Below are 13,552 nucleotides of genomic sequence, written 5' to 3'. Positions count from 1 at the left end.
GGCCCAAAAAGGGCCAAAAGGGCAATGGAAACGCCACCAAAAGGTGGGAAAGCGCGAGCAATAATACGCGCAGAGGAGCAGAGCATGACGGGGATGGCAATGCGGCGATTGATGGTGGCTGTTGCGGTGACGGCGCTTTTGACCGGCTGCCAAGAGGGCAAGGGCCCGCTGGCTGCCAAGGCTCCGCCAGATGGCGCGGCGCAGGGCGCGGTTCCGGCCACGTCAAAATCTGTCAAGCTGGTGGACCGCGATGTGGAAGACCCGTCGATTTTTCAGGCCACCGATCAGGCTTTGTGGGACGGCCGCCCCTCGCTGGGCGGTGTCTGGGTGGCCTCGCCCGACGCAAAAGACCCCGAGCGGGTGATCCTGCGCAACACCGCCAACGGCAAATTCGTCATCGGCGCGCTGTTCCGGCGCGAGTTGGACAATCCGGGACCGAAGCTGCAAATCTCATCGGATGCGGCGGCGGCTTTGGGCTTGCTCGCGGGCGAACCGGGCAAGGTTTCGGTGACGGCTTTGCGGCGTGAGGAAGCGGCGAAGACAGCACCCGATGCCAACAAGCCCATTCTCGACGCGGCGGAAACCGTGGCGACCGAAACGCTCGACCCGATCCCCGGTGCGGCGGCGGCGATTGACCGCGCAGCACCGAAGGGTGGCAAGCCAACCGCGCCGCCGATTGCAACCGTGCCCGCCAGCGGAAAACCTGCGGCGGCGGCCCCTGCCCCGGCGACACCGAAAGCTCCGGTTGCCAGCGGCAAAGCTGGGCTGATCCAGGTCGGCATCTTTTCGGTCGAGGCCAATGCCAAGCGCGCAAGCGACCAGCTGAAAGCCGCAGGGATCGCGGCGGATACTCGTGCCGAGACCGCGCAGGGCAAAAGCTTCTGGTCCGTAACGGCGCGCGGCGACAAGGCCCTGATGGGTAAAATCAAGCAGGCGGGATTCAAGGACGCCTATTTCCTGAAAGGCTAAGCCAATGATCTTCCGTTTATTTTTCGCAGCCGCTTTGTTTTTGACCGCCAGCCTGCCGGGTCAGGCGTTTGAAACCAGCGCGACGGCGGCATGGGTTTATGATGTGACCACCCATACCGTGCTGATGGATAAAAACGGGGAAGAGGCATTGCCGCCAGCCTCGATGTCTAAGCTGATGACGGTTGAGATGCTGTTTCAGGCGCTAAAAGATGGCCGGGTGCAGATGGACACCAGTTTTGGCGTCTCGGCTGAAGCGATGAAGTTCACCGATTTGAACGGCTCGACCATGTTCTTGCAGCGCAACGACCGCCCCACGGTCAGCGATCTGATCCAAGGCATGGTCGTGAACTCGGGGAACGACGCCTGCACCGTGGTCGCCGAAGGGTTGGAGGGCAGCGAGGCTGAATTTGCCAAGAAGATGAACGAACGCGCAAAGGTTTTGGGCCTCGAAAACTCGACCTTCGCCAATTCATCGGGTTGGCCGGACCCCGGCCAGCGGATGAGCATGAAGGATCTTGGCCTGCTGTCGGTGCATCTGATCACCACCTATCCCGATCTCTATCCGGTGTTTTCGCAGACCGAATTCAACTACAAAAACCGCGCGCCCGCCAATGCCAATAATCGTAACCCCTTGCTGGCCTTGGGGATTGGCGCAGATGGCTTGAAAACCGGCCACACTGAAGAGGCTGGGTTTGGCATGGTGGGGTCCGTCAAACAAGGCGAGCGCCGGATCGTGTTTGCGATCTCGGGCATGGCCTCGGCGGAAGAGCGGTCGAAAGAGGCCGAGAATATCGCCAACTGGGCATTCCGGCAGTTTGCGCTGAAAACTGTGGCGAAAGCCGGCAGCGAGGTGGCGCAAGCCGAGGTGTTCCTGGGGGAGGCGCCCAGCGTGGCCTTGGTGCCAGCCGAAGATTTGCGCCTGCTGATCCCGGCGGGGGCTGCCGAGGCGGTGCAGGCCGAAGTCAGCTACACTAGCCCGATCAAGGCGCCGGTGCTGAAGGGCACCAAACTGGCCGAATTGCTGGTGCATCTGCCAGATATGCCGGATCGCCGGATTGATCTGGTGGCCGGGGCCGATGTTGGCGCGGGCGGGTTCATGACCCGGCTGAAGGCTGCTGCGCAGAAGCTGCAGGCCGATTATCTTGGCGACAAGACGGGAGCAGACACGGCGGGCGAAAAGGCTCCGGCGACGTGAGCGTTTTCCTTTCGTTTGAAGGTATTGACGGTTCTGGTAAGTCTACCCAAGCCCGGTTGTTGGCCGAGGCCCTGCGCGCGCGCGGGTTGGTGGTTTGCCTGACCCGCGAGCCGGGTGGCAGCGCTGGGGCCGAGGAAATCCGGCGTCTGGTGTTGGAGGGCGCGGCGGATCGCTGGTCAACCGAGACCGAGTTGTTGCTGTTTACAGCTGCACGGCGTGATCATCTGGAGAAGACCATCCGTCCGGCTTTGGCGCGCGGTGAGGTGGTGATCTCGGACCGGTTTGCGGATTCATCGCGGATTTATCAGGGCCTGACTCGCGGCGATCTGCGCGACACGGTCGACCGATTGCACGCGCTGATGATCGGGATGGAGCCGGATTTGACCGTGTTGATCGACATTGATCCCGCCGAAGGTTTGGCGCGGGCGGTGGCGCGGGCGGGCCGCGAAATGCGCTTTGAGGGCATGGGGCTTGGTGTGCAGGAAAAGGCGCGCGATGGGTTTCTGGCGCTGGCTGCGACACAGCCGTCGCGGTTCCGGGTGATCGCGGGGGCGCGTCCGGCTGAGGCGGTGGCCGCAGATGTTTTGGCTGCCGTTCTGGCACGGCTATGAGTGACGATCTGCTCGAACCTGACCGGATTGAGGGCGCGCCGCATCCGCGTCATACCGCGCGGTTGATCGGGCAGGCGCAGGCGGAAGCCACGTTTTTGCAAGCGTTTAACGGCACAAGGCTGCATCACGGCTGGCTGATCACCGGGCCGCGCGGGGTGGGCAAAGCGACTTTGGCCTGGCGGATCGCGCGGTTTTTGCTGGCAGTGCCGGAGGATGATGGCGGCATGTTTGCAGCCCCACCGCCCGACAGTTTGGACATTCCCGAAAGCCATCCGGTATCGCATCGCATGGCGGCGTTGACGGAATCGCGGATGTTTTTGCTGCGCCGCGCGCCGAATGACAAAGGGGATCGGCTGCAAAGCGTGATCTCGGTGGACGAGGTGCGCAAGATGAAGTCGTTCTTCGCGCTTTCGGCGGCGGATGGCGGGCGGCGGGTGGCGATCATTGATTCTATTGATGAAATGAACGTCTCTGCCGCCAATGCTTTGCTGAAACTGCTGGAGGAGCCGCCTGAGCGGGTGACGCTCCTGATGATCTCGCACCAGCCCGCCAAACTGTTGCCGACCATCCGCTCACGTTGTCGCGAATTGCGGCTGGGGCCGTTGTCGGCGGAAGACCTGTCTGATGCGCTGACGCAGGCGGGCGGCGAGGTGGAGCCTGCGGATCGTGTGGCTTTGGCGGAGCTGGCGGGCGGCTCGGTCGGTGAAGCGTTTCGGATGACCAATCTGGACGGCTTAAAGCTGTATGAAAACCTGATCCGGCTGTTCGGCACCCTGCCCCGGCTGGACCGCCCGCGTGCGCAGGCCTTGGCCGAGGCGGGGGCTGGCAAAGGTGCAGAAGCTCAGTTCGAGTTGATCGTCACACTGTTGGATTTGTTTCTCGCACGTCTGGCACGGGCGGGCACGTTGCAACTTTTGCCCCCCGAGGCTGCGCGGGGGGAAGGTGATCTGATCGCCCGGCTCTCGCCCTCGCCCGATCATGCCCGGACTTGGGCCGATGTGGCGCAACATTTGGGCCTGCGGGCACGACGCGGCAAGGCGGTGAACCTTGACCCTGCCGCGCTTCTGATGGATATGGTTCTGCATATCAATGAGACGGCGGCAGAGCTCGCCTAGAGGTGCTGCATGGCTTTTGAGATCGTTGACAGCCATTGCCATCTTGATTTCCCCGACTTTCAGGGCGAGTTGCCGCAGATCATTGCGCGTGCGCATGAGGCCGGGGTCAGTCGGATGGTGACGATCTGCACGAAGCTGCACAATTTGCCAAATGTGCGGGCGATTGTGGCGGCTTATCCCTCGGTGTTTTATGCCGCAGGTATCCATCCGATGAGCGCGGCGGAACATCCCCCGGTGAGCGTCGAGGATCTGGTGGCGCTGGCTGACGATCCGAAGTTTGTCGGCATTGGTGAGACGGGACTGGACTATCACTACACGGCTGAGACGGCGGAAATTCAGCAGCACTCGCTGCGCATCCATATCGAAGCGGCGCAGGAAACTGGATTGCCGCTGATTATTCATTCGCGTGCCGCGGACGAGGATATGGCGCGGATTTTGGCTGAGGGCATGGCGGCGAAACCCTACTCTTGCGTGATGCACTGCTTTTCCTCGGGGGAGGCTTTGGGCCAAGCCGCGCTGGAGATGGGGTTTTATCTGTCGATGTCCGGCGTTGCGACCTTCCCAAAGTCGCAGGAGTTGCGCGATATTTTCGCCCGCGCCCCGTTGGATCGGATTTTGTTGGAGACAGACAGCCCGTATCTGGCGCCGCCGCCCTATCGCGGGCGCCGCAATGAGCCAGCCTATACCGCTTTCACGGCACGGGTCGGAGCAGGGGTGTTTGGGGTTTCGGAAGAAGCCTTCGCCGCCGCCACCACCGCGAATTTTGACCGCCTGTTCCCCCGCGCGGCCCGCAAAGCACAGGCGGCATAATGGCGACGCTGCGGTTTACCATTCTCGGTTGCGGCTCGTCGGGCGGCGTGCCTCGGCTGGGCGGTGATTGGGGCGATTGTGACCCGCTGAACCGCAAGAACCGTCGCCGCCGCTGCTCGCTTTTGGTGGAGCGGTTTGCGGGCGATGCGATCACGCGGGTGCTGATCGACACCTCGCCGGATATGCGCGAGCAACTGCTGGATGCCGGGATTGGCACGCTGGACGGCGTGGTCTTCACCCATTCGCACGCCGACCACACCCATGGCATTGATGACCTGCGCCAAATTGTCTTCAACATGCGGCAGCGGCTGGCGGTCTGGGCCGATCATCCGACGCAAGAGGCGCTGCTGGCACGGTTCGCCTATGCGTTTGTGCAACCCGAAGACTCGCCCTACCCGCCAATCCTTGATCTGCACACCATTGGACATGGGACTTTTGAGGTGCCGGGACCTGCCGGGGCGATACGGTTTGAACCGATGGTGGTGGATCACGGCTCGATGGAAGCTTTGGGGTTTCGGATTGGTGGTCTGGCCTATATCCCCGACGTGGTGACTATCCCCGCGGCAGTTTGGCCGCAACTTCAAGGACTTGAGTGCTGGATCATCGACGCTTTGCGCCGCAAGCCACATCCAACTCATGCACATCTGGCGCTGACATTGGAGTGGATCAATCGGGCGCGTCCGGCGCGTTCGGTGATCACCAATATGCATCTGGATATGGATTACGACACGCTGTTGGCGGAGCTGCCAAAAGGCGTGATCCCCGCGTTTGATGGCATGGAGCTGGTGTTTGAGAATGTCGTATGAGCGCGTTGCTTGACGTTATTCTGCCGGTGTTTTTGCTGATTGGCTTTGGGTATGCAGCGGCGCGCGCCAAGCTGTTCAGCGACAGTGCTATCGATGGTGTGATGCGCTATGCGCAAAGTTTCGCGCTGCCAGTGCTGTTGTTCAAGAATGTGGCGACGCTGGATTTGGCCACCGCCTTCGCGCCGGGTCTGCTCATATCCTTCTATACCGGGGCGGCGGTCTGCTATGCTTTCGGGTTTTGTGTGGCACGCTTTGGCTTTGGCCGCCCCTTGACGGATTCGGTGGCGATCGGGTTCGCCTGCACGTTTTCCAACTCGCTGCTGCTGGGGGTGCCAATCACCGAACGTGCCTATGGCACCGAGGCCCTGGCCGGGAATTTTGCAATCATCTCGATCCACGCCCCGCTGATTTACACCTTTGGCATCGTGTTCATGGAATGGGCGCGCTCGCGTGAACTGGGGGGCCGGAGTCACCGCGATCTGGCGCAGCAGGTGCTGCGGGGGGTGTTTACCCAGCCGCTGGTGGTGGGGCTGATGATCGGCTTCGCGGTGAACCTGAGTGGGGTGCCGCAGCCGGGATTCTTCATGGCGGCGGTGGATATGATGGCGAAATCGGGCCTGCCGGCGGCACTGTTTGGATTAGGCGGCGTGCTGCTGCGCTATCATCCCGAGGGCGATAAGGGGTTGATTGCGACGGTGTGCTTTGCCTCATTGCTGCTGCATCCGGCGATTGCCTATAGCTTGGGGCGCTTTGGCTTTGGCTTGGATGTCAATGGCTTGCGGTCGGTCACTGTGACCTCGGCGATGGCACCGGGGGTCAATGCCTATATGTTCGCCAGTATGTATGGCGTCGGCAAGCGGATCAGCGCGACGGCGGTGCTGGTGGCGACGGGGCTGTCGATTTTCACTTCTTGGGCCTGGCTGCACATTCTGCCGTGACGCCGATTTCCGGAGACGGAAATCGTGCACGAATTCCGTGGCGGAATTCGGCCTAGCGGACGCCCCGCGCGTGGAAGATGAAGCCGAGGAAGTTCAGCAATATCTGAGCCGCAAGGATGCTCGTCGACTGAGTCGGATCGTAATCGGGGGCGACCTCGACCAGATCCATACCGACAACCTCGTGATTTTTCGCCACCGCTTGCAGCATTTCCAGCACTTCATAATACAGGAAACCGCCGTGGCTAGGGGTTCCCGTGCCGGGGGCGATCGAGGGACAAAAGCCGTCGATATCCAGCGTCACATAGACCCGCGCGCCTTTTGGGATGCGGGCGATCACCGCTGCGGCCCCCAAGGCGCGGGCTTGGCGGACTGAGAGGATATCCGATCCCATCGCCCGTGCCGCTTCATAACCCTCGCGCGCAGTGGAGGACACGTTGCGGATGCCCACTTGCGTCAGCCCCTTGACCCAGGGCTTTTCGGCTGCACGCCGCATCGGCGAGCCGTGGCCGACCCGCACGCCATGGCGTTCATCGACAAAATCCAGATGCGCGTCGATTTGCAGGATGTGGATATCGCCCTGCCCTTCAAACGCCTCAATACAGGGGATATTCACCGAATGATCACCGCCGATCACCACCGGCAGCGCGCCTGCGGCCAGCATAGCTTGCACGCCCGTGCGGATATTGTCATGGCTGCGGGTGGTGTCGGTGTGGATGATATCGGCGTCGCCAATGTCGACGATGCGGACAGCGGCGGGCAGATAGGTGCAGTCGTCTTCGTGGTCATAGGCCCCGGCATGGCCAAAGCTGAACAGGGTGGAGGCCTCGCGCACCGAGCGGGGGCCAAAGCGCGCGCCTGCTCGGAACTGGGTGCCGAAGTCGAACGGCGCACCCATCACGGCGACATCGGCTTCGATCTTGGACCAGTCTTCAACGTAGGGGCGCTTGCCGAAGGTTGAAATCCCGACGAATGGCAGGTTCAACCGCCCGGTGTCATAGGTGTTGGCCATGATGGGTCCTAGTGTGGGGTGACGCCGCGCAGGCGTTCAGAGCGGCGGCGCAGGAGTTCGACGGTGACCAGCATGGCGATGGAAACGATCACGAGGATGGTAGCCACCGCCAAGATGGCTGGGCTGATCGCCTCACGGATGCCGTTCCACATTTGGCGCGGGATGGTTTGCTGCTCGGGGCCCGCGATGAACAGCACGGCGACGACTTCGTCAAACGAGGTCACGAAGGCGAACAGCGCGCCGGAGATTACACCGGGCAGGATAAGCGGCATGATCACCTTGAAGAAGGTGGTGCGCGGGTTGGCACCGAGGCTGGCGCTGGCGCGGATCAGCGATTGATCAAAGCCTGACAAAGTGGCGGTGACGGTGATGATCACGAAGGGGATGCCGAGTGTGGCGTGTGCCAGAATGATGCCGAGATGCGAGTTGGCGAGGCAGCCTTTGGCCGACAGGAAAGGAGAGAGCAGCCAGCCCAGCCAGTTGTCGGGCGAGATGCAGGCACTGGAGTAGAAGAAGAACAGCCCGGTGCCGATGATGATGATCGGCACGATCATCGGCGAGATCAGCAGTGCCATGATCAGGCGGCGATACGGCATCTCGGGCCGTGACAGGCCGAGGGCTGCGGTTGTGCCCAGTACGGTGGCGAGGATTGTCGCCCACATGCCGATCCACAGCGAGTTTTTCGCGGCTTTCACCCAAGTCGCCTGCTCCCACACCATGGCCCACCATGTGCTGTCCCGCACGGCATCGTCGGGCGCGTTGACGCCCAAAGTCAGCAGGGTATCATACCAGCGCAAGCTGTAGCCTGACGGATCGAGCGTCAACATCTTGTGGGTAAACGAAAAATACGGCTCGATGTTGAACGACAGTGGGATGACGATCAGGATCGGGGCGACCAGAAACAGGAAAATCAGCGCGCACAGGATGCGGAAGGTGTAGTACCAGACGCGCTCCAGCGGCGAGGCATAGACGGGAAGGGCCATGTGTTTCTCCTCAGCCGAGTTTCAAACGGTCGATGCCGATCAGGCGATCATAGAGCCAATACAGCAGCAGCACGGCGGCCAGCAGGATCGCGGCCAGCGCTGCGGCCATCGACCAGTTGGCTTTGTTCATGTGGAAGCTGATCAGGTTGGAGATCAACTGGCCATCGGCGCCACCGACCAAGGCCGGGGTGATGTAGTAGCCGACCGCAAGAATGAACACCAACAGCGAGCCAGCGGCGATGCCCGGCAGGGTTTGCGGCAGATAGATGCGGCGGAAGGTGGTCCAGCTGGTCGCACCCAAAGACCGGGCGGCGCGGGCATAGCTGGGCGGGATCACCCGCATCACCGAATACAAAGGCAGCACCATGAACGGCAGCAGGATATGCGTCATCACGATGATGGTGCCAGTTTGGTTGTAGATCATCCGGATCCGGCCATCCTCGCTGAATGCACCGATCCACACCATCAAGTCATTGATAATGCCCTGTTCTTGCAGAATGGCGATCCATGAACTGGTGCGCACCAGCAGTGAGGTCCAGAATGGCAGCAGTACCAGAATCATCAGCAGGTTCGACTTTGCCATCGGCAAAACCGCCAGCAGATGCGCAATCGGGAAGGCCAGCAGCAGGCAGGCGACAGTGATCACGATCGACAGGACGAAGGTTTTCAAGAACAGATAAACATAGATGCGCTGGTTGTCTTCAACCCGCACCAAGCTGTTATTGGCGTCGCGCTTCAGATCGGCGGAGACCATGTAGAAATCCGAGGTGTAGGCCGAAGACGCGTTGCGCATCGCCACCCAGACCAGCGGATCGCCCCACATCTTGTTGCTGGCGATCAACGCATCCTTATAGGGCGGTTGCAGCTTTTCAGCCTCACGCGCGGCGGATTTGAACACAGAAATCGTGCCAGGCACCGTGTAGTTGATTCGGGTGCCCGCAGCGCCTGCAGTTCTGTCCTTTTGCATCTGCTTCAGGTCAGTGACCAAAGCGGCATAGGCGTCTTCGGGAATATCTGCGCCTGCGGGATGGTCGTTGAACCACGCCACCATGGTCGGCGCGTTTGAGGAAAAGCCGTCGTGATTGACCGAGCGTTCCAGCATTTTCAGGATCGGCACGATGAAGGTCAGCACCACGAAGGCCAAGAGCGGCAGCACCAGAAAGAACGCGCGCCATTTGGCCTTGCGTTGTGCCAGTGCCAGAGCGGACTTCAGCGGGCGCCCGTCTGCGGTGCGCAAAATTTCGGGGGCAGCGGTCAGATCAACCATTGGTCATCCTTGAAGGCTAGCGGTCTGGATAAACAGCTTGTGCGCAAGCCCGAGGTGAAACCGGGCGCGCGAGGGGGGAGAAGACCGGGCGCGGCATATAGACCGCGCCCGGAATTCAGATCAGTTTGCCGCAAGCCATGCGTTGAAGCGGTCGTTCAGTTCTGCGTCGTGGTCGACCCAGAATTCAAACGACGACGGCAGCGCGTTTTTCATGTTTTCCGGGGCAGTCGGCACGTTCGGACCCATCAGGGTCTTGCCGTCTTTGTACATGATCGGCGTGGCGTTGGCCGAATGACGGGCCGGACCATAAGAGATTTGCGTTGCTTGCGCCTGCATGCCTTCGGTCGAGGTGGCGTAGGCGATGAACTGCAAAGCCTCGTCCTTGTGCGGTGCGCCCTTCGGGATCACATACATTTCGTTTTCGAAGATTTGCGCATCCCAAACGATCTGGAACGGCTTGCTTTCACCGATGGCGGCGTTGAAAATCCGACCGTTATAGGCCGAGGTCATCGCGACTTCGCCGTCTGCGAGCAGTTGCGGCGGCTGTGCGCCCGCTTCCCACCACACCACGTCTTTTTTGATGGTGTCAAGTTTCGCAAACGCCTTATCGACGCCTTCGGGGGTGCCCAAGGTGGCGTAAACGTCAGCAGGTGCAACACCGTCTGCCATCAGAGCAAATTCCAGAACGGCTTTCGCGCCTTTGTGCAGACCGCGCTTGCCGGGGAACTTGGTCAGGTCGAAGAAGTCGGCGGCGGTTTTCGGGCCTTCGGGGAACTTGGTGGTGTCATAGGCGAAAACGGTCGCCCAGATATCGGTCGACACGCCGCAATCGGTCAAAGCGCCGGGCAGGAAATCGTCAGCAACCGGGGTGCCATCCGCACCAGCGGGCAAAGACGCCGGGTCGATCGGCTCCAGTACGCCTTCGTCACACAGACGGATCGCATCGGCATATTCCACAGAAGCCACGTCAACGGTGACGTTGCCGGCCTCGACCATGGCTTTGATCGGGGTCGCCGGGTTGTCGCTGTCGGTCATTGTGGCAGCGATGCCGGTTTTCGCGGTAAACGGCTTAACATGTGCTTCGGTTTGCGCAGCGCCGTAAGCCCCACCCCAAGACATCACCGTCACATCGGCCTGCGCGGCAAATGCGATGGTGGTCAGGGCGGTGGACAGAACGAGAAGTTTCTTCATCGAGGTCTCCCAGGTTGGATAAGGACGTTTGTTAAGAGGCCGCGTCCCTGCGGCCGCCCCCTTTGCGGAGGATCACATTGGATCAAGCGCGCGGGCATCTTGCGGTGCCCAACCGATCTTGATCTTCTCACCTGCGGCCAGCATGCGCTGCCCCAAGGTATTGCGCGATTTGATCACGAATTCGTCCGATCCGGCAACACGCAAACGCGTGCGGAACATGTCGCCCATATAGATGAACTCCATCACCTCGGCGTCGATGGTGTGGGCATTGGCGGGCATTGCCTCGGGCTTATATTCCACCCGCTCGGGGCGGATCGAGACAAGGGTTTTCGCGCCCTTTTCCGAGACGTTCACTGGCGTCGCATCAATCACTTCGCCAGTTTCCAGCCGCACGGTGCATTTGCCGTCGCCGATGGATTCGATCACGCCGGGCAGCTTGTTGTTCTCGCCGATGAACTGCGCGACGAAGCTGTTGTCGGGGCGTTCATAGAGATCTGACGGCGTCGCAAGCTGCTGGATGCGGCCATCGTTGAACACGGCGACACGGTCTGACATCGTCAAGGCTTCGCCCTGATCATGGGTCACATAGACCACCGTGATGCCAAGGCTTTCGTGCAAATGCTTGATTTCAAACTGCATATGCTCGCGAAGCTGTTTATCCAAAGCGCCCAAAGGTTCGTCCATCAGCACCAGAGAGGGATCAAACACCAAGGCCCGCGCCAAGGCGATACGCTGCTGCTGGCCACCGGAAAGCTGTGCCGGACGGCGATTGATGAAGCTGTACATCTGCACCATGTCGAGGGCACGTTTGACCTTGGCCTCGCGCTCGGACTTGCCCATGCCACGCACTTCCAACGGAAACGACAGGTTTTCGCCCACCGTCATATGCGGGAACAGCGCATAGTTCTGGAACACCATGCCGATGCCGCGCTTGTGCGGTGGCACCTCGTTGATATTGGTGCCGTCCAGCATGATCCGGCCATGCGTCGCGGTTTCAAAACCCGCCAGCATCATCAGGCAAGTGGTCTTGCCCGAGCCGGATGGCCCCAACATCGTCAGAAACTCACCTTTGCCAATCGAAAGGTTCAGGTCTTTGACGACCAATGACACGCCGTCATAGCTTTTCTGAACGTGTTCAAAAGCGACGAAAGCGTCGTTCGGGCTGGTTGCAACCACGCCAATCTCCCCATGTGTCCGGCAGTTTGCCTGCGCTTGTCGTATACGCTTACGGCAATGGCCTACTGGATGGCAATTCCCGATTACGCAGCGGGAAGGTTGCACGGGCAAACTGGTTCAATCGGGCATTTTGCGCCCTGTTTGCCGCTTAGAACGGCAGTTGATGAACCATGTGGCAGTCGTATCGGCTGCAAGGCGGTGAACGCGGCCCGGTTAAGGCAAGCTTCAGCCGAAAGGCTTAGCGCTAACTGATTCCCAAAACCGGCCCGCAGACGGGGCTGTAACGTCAAATGCACAGGTTTTGAGCGCGCAGAGGACCGCGCGGAGGCCCCGGAAAGCAGCGGCACCCAGCGCGGCCCGTCAGGTTTGCAAGCAGAGTTGGAGCAGACAGTTCAACGGATGCGTCGGCAACACCAAGCGGGCAGAGCCGCAAAATCGCGGCGCGACCGCAGCACGGTCGACCACAGGCAGAGCGGCAAGCGCCATCGCACCGGGGTAGAAGCTTTCCACCCGCGCGCCTTCTGCCAGCAGCAAGTCGTGTTGCGGCAGCAAGAGGTAGTGATAGCTGATGCTTTGGAGGCCCTTTGCGATCCCCACGCGTGGGCTGATCCCGACCAAATGGCGCGCCCGGATCAGACCCGCCGCCTTTAGCAGATAGACCCCATGCTGCGGCGACAACAGCAGACCGCGGTGATTGCCGAAGCCGCCAGTCGGATCGGTTGATTCTGCGGCTGGATCGCCAGATCCTGAACCAGGCGCTGACCGTAACAGAGCACTGGCAGCGCGTGGCCAGAGCCGGTGGAGACCAGATCACCCACCGCTATATCTTCGACAAGCCGCCCGCCCTGCGGCGTCATGATCCGCGTGCCGGCAGCAAAGCAGGGCACCCCCATGGAATGGAGCACCCCGTCTTGCGCCACTTGAGCAGGGCTGACGCCGACCAGCACCACGCTTTCGCCGCCCGGAAAGCTTAGCAGCGCTTGACGGTGGCCATCGTCACTGACGCTGATGTCCAATGGCCGCACCGGGCTGCCATCAGCGTTGTGCAAATCAGACTCATCGAGTTGACCTGCGGTGTGACCGCCGCCCAACGACATATCGGAATCGCTGACAAGATCGTGGTCACAGCTGGTATCAAAGGCAAAATGATCATTGCCTGTGCCGCCAGTTAAGGAGTTATCGCCTGCACCTCCGCTCAGCGTATCATTGCCACTGCCGCCGTCGAGCCGATCCGCACCAATGCCGCCAAATAGCCGATCATTGTCGGCACCACTGTCCAAAGTGTCATTGCCAGCGCCGCCATAAAACTGATCGTCATTGGCTTCCCCCAACAGGGAATCATCGCCCGCATCGCCATAAAGCGTATGGTTGCGCAAGCCCGACCAAACAACGTCATTGCCACTATAGATCAGATCATTGCCAAGTTGGCTGGAGCCAGCGACATCGTCGATGACATCATTGCCCGCGCCACCGAACACCGTC

Annotated in this window: 12 protein-coding genes and 1 pseudogene; 7 read left to right on the top strand and 6 right to left on the bottom strand. The window is 60.9% G+C overall.

The genetic code is table 11. The features are described from left to right. Positions 1–84: 84 nt before the first annotated feature. Genes AKV04_RS13655 through AKV04_RS13625 form a run of 7 tightly spaced genes read left to right on the top strand, consistent with a single transcriptional unit; the run spans position 85 to position 6,444 of the window. Positions 85–969 (top strand): SPOR domain-containing protein, encoded by an 885-nt coding sequence (locus AKV04_RS13655; RefSeq protein WP_054006961.1) that lies wholly within the window; start codon positions 85–87, stop codon positions 967–969. A 4-nt stretch (positions 970–973) separates the two neighbouring features. Beyond that, a complete protein-coding gene (locus AKV04_RS13650) occupies positions 974–2,164 on the top strand; it encodes a D-alanyl-D-alanine carboxypeptidase family protein (protein ID WP_054006960.1) in 1,191 nt (396 codons plus the stop codon). Next, entirely contained in the window at positions 2,161–2,775 is a 615-nt protein-coding gene (gene tmk / locus AKV04_RS13645) for a dTMP kinase (protein WP_054006959.1), read from the top strand. Before AKV04_RS13650 ends, tmk begins: the two co-directional genes overlap by 4 nt. Continuing rightward, positions 2,772–3,890: a DNA polymerase III subunit delta' gene (locus tag AKV04_RS13640; protein WP_054006958.1), complete on the top strand. Its 1,119-nt coding sequence runs from the start codon at positions 2,772–2,774 to the stop codon at positions 3,888–3,890. The genes tmk and AKV04_RS13640 overlap by 4 nt, the downstream gene beginning before the upstream one ends. A gap of 9 nt (positions 3,891–3,899) precedes the next feature. Further along, a complete protein-coding gene (locus tag AKV04_RS13635; RefSeq protein WP_054006957.1) occupies positions 3,900–4,700 on the top strand; it encodes a TatD family hydrolase in 801 nt (266 codons plus the stop codon). After that, entirely contained in the window at positions 4,700–5,506 is an 807-nt protein-coding gene (locus AKV04_RS13630) for an MBL fold metallo-hydrolase (protein WP_054006956.1), read from the top strand. The genes AKV04_RS13635 and AKV04_RS13630 overlap by 1 nt, the downstream gene beginning before the upstream one ends. Next, positions 5,503–6,444: an AEC family transporter gene (locus AKV04_RS13625; RefSeq protein WP_054006955.1), complete on the top strand. Its 942-nt coding sequence runs from the start codon at positions 5,503–5,505 to the stop codon at positions 6,442–6,444. Before AKV04_RS13630 ends, AKV04_RS13625 begins: the two co-directional genes overlap by 4 nt. Positions 6,445–6,496: 52 nt before the next feature. Here AKV04_RS13625 and speB read toward each other — a convergent pair whose 3' ends face one another. The 6 genes and pseudogenes from speB to AKV04_RS13590 form a co-directional block, all read right to left on the bottom strand. Beyond that, positions 6,497–7,453, bottom strand: coding sequence for an agmatinase (gene speB, locus AKV04_RS13620; protein WP_054006954.1), 957 nt, complete (start codon positions 7,451–7,453; stop codon positions 6,497–6,499). A gap of 8 nt (positions 7,454–7,461) precedes the next feature. Beyond that, complete coding sequence (locus tag AKV04_RS13615) at positions 7,462–8,436, bottom strand: ABC transporter permease (RefSeq protein ID WP_054006953.1); 975 nt, start codon at positions 8,434–8,436, stop codon at positions 7,462–7,464. A 10-nt stretch (positions 8,437–8,446) separates the two neighbouring features. Further along, positions 8,447–9,703, bottom strand: coding sequence for an ABC transporter permease (locus AKV04_RS13610; RefSeq protein ID WP_054006952.1), 1,257 nt, complete (start codon positions 9,701–9,703; stop codon positions 8,447–8,449). A 120-nt stretch (positions 9,704–9,823) separates the two neighbouring features. Beyond that, the gene (locus AKV04_RS13605; protein WP_054006951.1) at positions 9,824–10,894 is read right to left on the bottom strand and encodes an ABC transporter substrate-binding protein; all 1,071 of its coding nucleotides are present in this window, start codon (positions 10,892–10,894) and stop codon (positions 9,824–9,826) included. Positions 10,895–10,966: 72 nt separating this feature from the next. Next, a complete protein-coding gene (locus AKV04_RS13600; protein ID WP_054006950.1) occupies positions 10,967–12,070 on the bottom strand; it encodes an ABC transporter ATP-binding protein in 1,104 nt (367 codons plus the stop codon). 360 nt (positions 12,071–12,430) lie between these two features. Further along, positions 12,431–13,548 (bottom strand): annotated as a pseudogene (locus AKV04_RS13590) (Hint domain-containing protein). Between the last annotated feature and the right edge of the window lie 4 nt (positions 13,549–13,552).

It is taken from the genome of Cypionkella psychrotolerans (assembly GCF_001294535.1).
GTDB classification, from domain to species: domain Bacteria; phylum Pseudomonadota; class Alphaproteobacteria; order Rhodobacterales; family Rhodobacteraceae; genus Cypionkella; species Cypionkella psychrotolerans.
The sequence above is the reverse complement of the archived record's forward strand: the minus strand, read 5'-3'. Positions and strand labels throughout refer to the sequence as shown.

Excerpts from the sequence above, each read along its gene's own strand:
- AKV04_RS13630 (WP_054006956.1), top strand. The coding sequence starts at position 4,700 with ATGGCGACGCTGCGGTTTACCATTCTCGGTTGCGGCTCGTCGGGCGGC.
- AKV04_RS13605 (WP_054006951.1), bottom strand. The coding sequence starts at position 10,894 with ATGAAGAAACTTCTCGTTCTGTCCACCGCCCTGACCACCATCGCATTT.
- AKV04_RS13610 (WP_054006952.1), bottom strand. The coding sequence starts at position 9,703 with ATGGTTGATCTGACCGCTGCCCCCGAAATTTTGCGCACCGCAGACGGG.
- AKV04_RS13640 (WP_054006958.1), top strand. The coding sequence starts at position 2,772 with ATGAGTGACGATCTGCTCGAACCTGACCGGATTGAGGGCGCGCCGCAT.
- AKV04_RS13635 (WP_054006957.1), top strand. The coding sequence starts at position 3,900 with ATGGCTTTTGAGATCGTTGACAGCCATTGCCATCTTGATTTCCCCGAC.
- AKV04_RS13655 (WP_054006961.1), top strand. The coding sequence starts at position 85 with ATGACGGGGATGGCAATGCGGCGATTGATGGTGGCTGTTGCGGTGACG.
- AKV04_RS13615 (WP_054006953.1), bottom strand. The coding sequence starts at position 8,436 with ATGGCCCTTCCCGTCTATGCCTCGCCGCTGGAGCGCGTCTGGTACTAC.
- AKV04_RS13625 (WP_054006955.1), top strand. The coding sequence starts at position 5,503 with ATGAGCGCGTTGCTTGACGTTATTCTGCCGGTGTTTTTGCTGATTGGC.
- AKV04_RS13650 (WP_054006960.1), top strand. The coding sequence starts at position 974 with ATGATCTTCCGTTTATTTTTCGCAGCCGCTTTGTTTTTGACCGCCAGC.
- speB (WP_054006954.1), bottom strand. The coding sequence starts at position 7,453 with ATGGCCAACACCTATGACACCGGGCGGTTGAACCTGCCATTCGTCGGG.